Source organism: Streptomyces sp. UNOC14_S4 (assembly GCF_020740835.1).
Taxonomy (GTDB): Bacteria; Actinomycetota; Actinomycetes; order Streptomycetales; family Streptomycetaceae; genus Streptomyces.
Map to the genome: position 1 here is coordinate 1 of NZ_JAINFC010000725.1, position 2,847 is coordinate 2,847.

The 2,847-nt window shown below is 69.4% G+C and carries 3 protein-coding genes and 1 pseudogene; 3 read left to right on the forward strand and 1 reads right to left on the reverse strand.

Annotation, left to right across the window (positions count from 1 at the left end):
• Positions 1-213, forward strand: a pseudogene (locus K6I34_RS34935) (NAD-dependent malic enzyme); the annotation flags it as partial.
• Between the two features lie 273 nt (positions 214-486).
• Entirely contained in the window at positions 487-768 is a 282-nt protein-coding gene (locus K6I34_RS34940; RefSeq protein ID WP_007382399.1) for an HU family DNA-binding protein, read from the forward strand.
• A gap of 210 nt (positions 769-978) precedes the next feature.
• Here the strand turns inward: K6I34_RS34940 and murA are convergent, their stop codons facing one another.
• Positions 979-2,319: a UDP-N-acetylglucosamine 1-carboxyvinyltransferase gene (gene murA / locus K6I34_RS34945; protein ID WP_229332054.1), complete on the reverse strand. Its 1,341-nt coding sequence runs from the start codon at positions 2,317-2,319 to the stop codon at positions 979-981.
• 273 nt (positions 2,320-2,592) lie between these two features.
• Here murA and K6I34_RS34950 point away from each other — a divergent pair.
• On the forward strand, positions 2,593-2,847 hold a 255-nt coding region (locus K6I34_RS34950), incomplete at its 3' end, for a YqgE/AlgH family protein (protein WP_229332055.1).

Sequence of the window (2,847 nt, forward strand, 5' to 3'; positions counted from 1 at the left end):
GGCCTGCTCGACGCCCAGTCACGCACCGTCAACACCGAGATGATGCTGGCCGCCGCCAGCGCCCTCGCGGGCGTCGTCACCGAGGACGAACTCAACGCCAACTACATCATCCCCAGCGTCTTCAACGACAAGGTCGCCGGTGCCGTCGCCGGTGCCGTCCGCGAGGCCGCGAAGGCCGCGGGCGCGGCTGTGACAGGCGCCACGACCGCCTGATCACGGCGCGTCGCGGGTGCTCCGGCCCGCGACCTGCCCATAAGGTGTCGGGCAGAAATCAGGCCGTAGAAATGCGGCTGTATCCGAGGCTGTGCCGCTTTCCGTGTGACTCTCCAGGGTGCCGGATTGGCTTTCCCGCCACTGGTGGGGGCAGGATGCGTAACCGGGCGCGAGGGTCTGGCAACAGACCCGGGTCCGGGGACTGTCCGAGGGCCCTGGCAGCATCGGCTTCGATCTCACGCCTCAATGGCAAGAAGAACACGGGAGTACAACATGAACCGCAGTGAGCTGGTGGCCGCGCTGGCCGACCGCGCCGAGGTGACCCGCAAGGACGCCGACGCCGTTCTGGCCGCGTTCGCCGAGACGGTCGGCGAGATCGTCGCGAAGGGCGACGAGAAGGTCACCATCCCCGGCTTCCTGACCTTCGAGCGCACCCACCGTGCCGCTCGCACCGCTCGTAACCCGCAGACCGGCGACCCGATCCAGATCCCGGCCGGTTACAGCGTGAAGGTCTCCGCCGGCTCCAAGCTGAAGGAAGCCGCGAAGGGCAAGTAAGTCCTTCAAGGCCACGAAGGGCCTGTAGGACCCCAGCGCAGAGGGCGGCCATCCCGGAAGGGATGGCCGCCCTTTCGGCTTTTCGGGCCGTTCCCGGGCCCTGTACGCCCGTTTGGGCGCCCGGAAGCCCCTGGTGCGGCCCTGGTACGGCAAAGCGCCTGTACGGAGCCTTGAATGGCCCGTACAGGCGCTTACGGCCTGTCAGTACGGTCAGGCGGAGGTGCCGTTGGGCAGCTCGACGTTCGCGCCCAGCGTGCGCAGCTTCTCCATGAAGTTCTCGTAGCCGCGGTTGATCAGGTCGATGCCGTGGACGCGCGAGGTGCCGTCGGCGGCCAGGGCCGCGATCAGGTACGAGAAGCCGCCGCGGAGGTCGGGGATGACCAGGTCGGCGCCCTGCAGCTTGGTCGGGCCGGAGACGACCGCCGAGTGCAGGAAGTTCCGCTGGCCGAAGCGGCAGGCGGAGCCGCCCAGGCACTCGCGGTAGAGCTGGATGTGGGCGCCCATCTGGTTGAGCGCGGAGGTGAAGCCCAGCCGGGACTCGTAGACCGTCTCGTGGACGATGGACAGGCCGGAGGCCTGGGTCAGGGCCACGACCAGCGGCTGCTGCCAGTCGGTCTGGAAACCGGGGTGGACGTCGGTCTCCAGCGCGATCGCGTTGAGCGAGCCGCCCGGGTGCCAGAAGCGGATGCCCTCGTCGTCGATCTCGAAGGCGCCGCCGACCTTGCGGTAGGTGTTGAGGAAGGTCATCATCGACCGCTGCTGCGCGCCGCGGACGTAGATGTTGCCCTTGGTGGCCAGCGCCGCGGATGCCCAGGAGGCCGCCTCCAGGCGGTCCGGGAGCGCGCGGTGGTTGTAGCCGCCCAGCTTCTCCACACCGGTGATGCGGATGGTCCGGTCGGTGTCCATCGCGATGATCGCGCCCATCTTCTGCAGCACGCAGATGAGGTCCTCGATCTCCGGCTCGACGGCCGCGTTGGACAGCTCGGTGACGCCCTCCGCCAGCACGGCGGTCAGCAGCACCTGCTCGGTCGCGCCGACCGAGGGGTAGGGCAGGCGGATCTTGGTGCCGCGCAGGCGCTGCGGGGCCTCCAGGTACTGGCCGCCCTCGCGCTTCTCGATGGTCGCGCCGAACTGGCGCAGCACCTCGAAGTGGAAGTCGATCGGACGGCCGCCGATGTCGCAGCCGCCCAGGCCCGGGATGAAGGCGTGGCCCAGGCGGTGCAGCAGCGGGCCGCACAGCAGGATCGGGATGCGCGAGGAACCCGCGTGGGCGTCGATGTCGGCGACGTTGGCGCTCTCCACGTGGGAGGGGTCCAGGATCAGCTCGCCGGACTCGTCACCGGGGCGCACCGTGACGCCGTGCAGCTGCAGCAGGCCACGGACGACCCGCACGTCGCGGATGTCGGGGACGTTGCGCAGTCGGCTGGGGCCGCTGCCGAGCAGCGCGGCGACCATGGCCTTGGGCACGAGGTTCTTCGCACCGCGGACACGGATCTCGCCCTCGAGCGGGGTACCGCCGTGGACAAGCAGGACATCGTCAGGGCCGGTCATGGATCTCGCGTTCCTGGAGTTGGGCAGGGGGCAAGAAGAAAGGGTAATGCGACGCGGGGGCCCTCCTGCATGCGAAAGGGGGCCTGAGGCATGTAATGGCTTGGCAACAGCACGCTCCGTTAATGGAACGGTCGCTACCGGTTATCTGGTGGAGCCGTCGGTAGCCGTTGGCGGCCGTCGATTCGACGGTGCCGGGTGGCGAAGCCGTACCGGACGCATACCGGAGTGGGCGTCCGGGCCCCGTTCCGGCCCGAAATGCGGGATCATGTGCCCATGGCCGAGGTGTCCTCGCTCACAGGACGACTGCTTGTCGCGACACCCGCGCTCGCCGACCCGAATTTCGACCGCGCGGTGGTGCTGCTGCTCGACCACGACGAGGAGGGGTCCCTCGGCGTGATCCTCAACCGCCCGACGCCCGTCGGTGTCGGCGACATCCTGGAGTCCTGGGCGGCCCTGGCCGGGGAGCCCGGGGTGGTCTTCCAGGGCGGCCCCGTCTCGCTGGACTCGGCGCTGGGCGTGGGGGTGGTG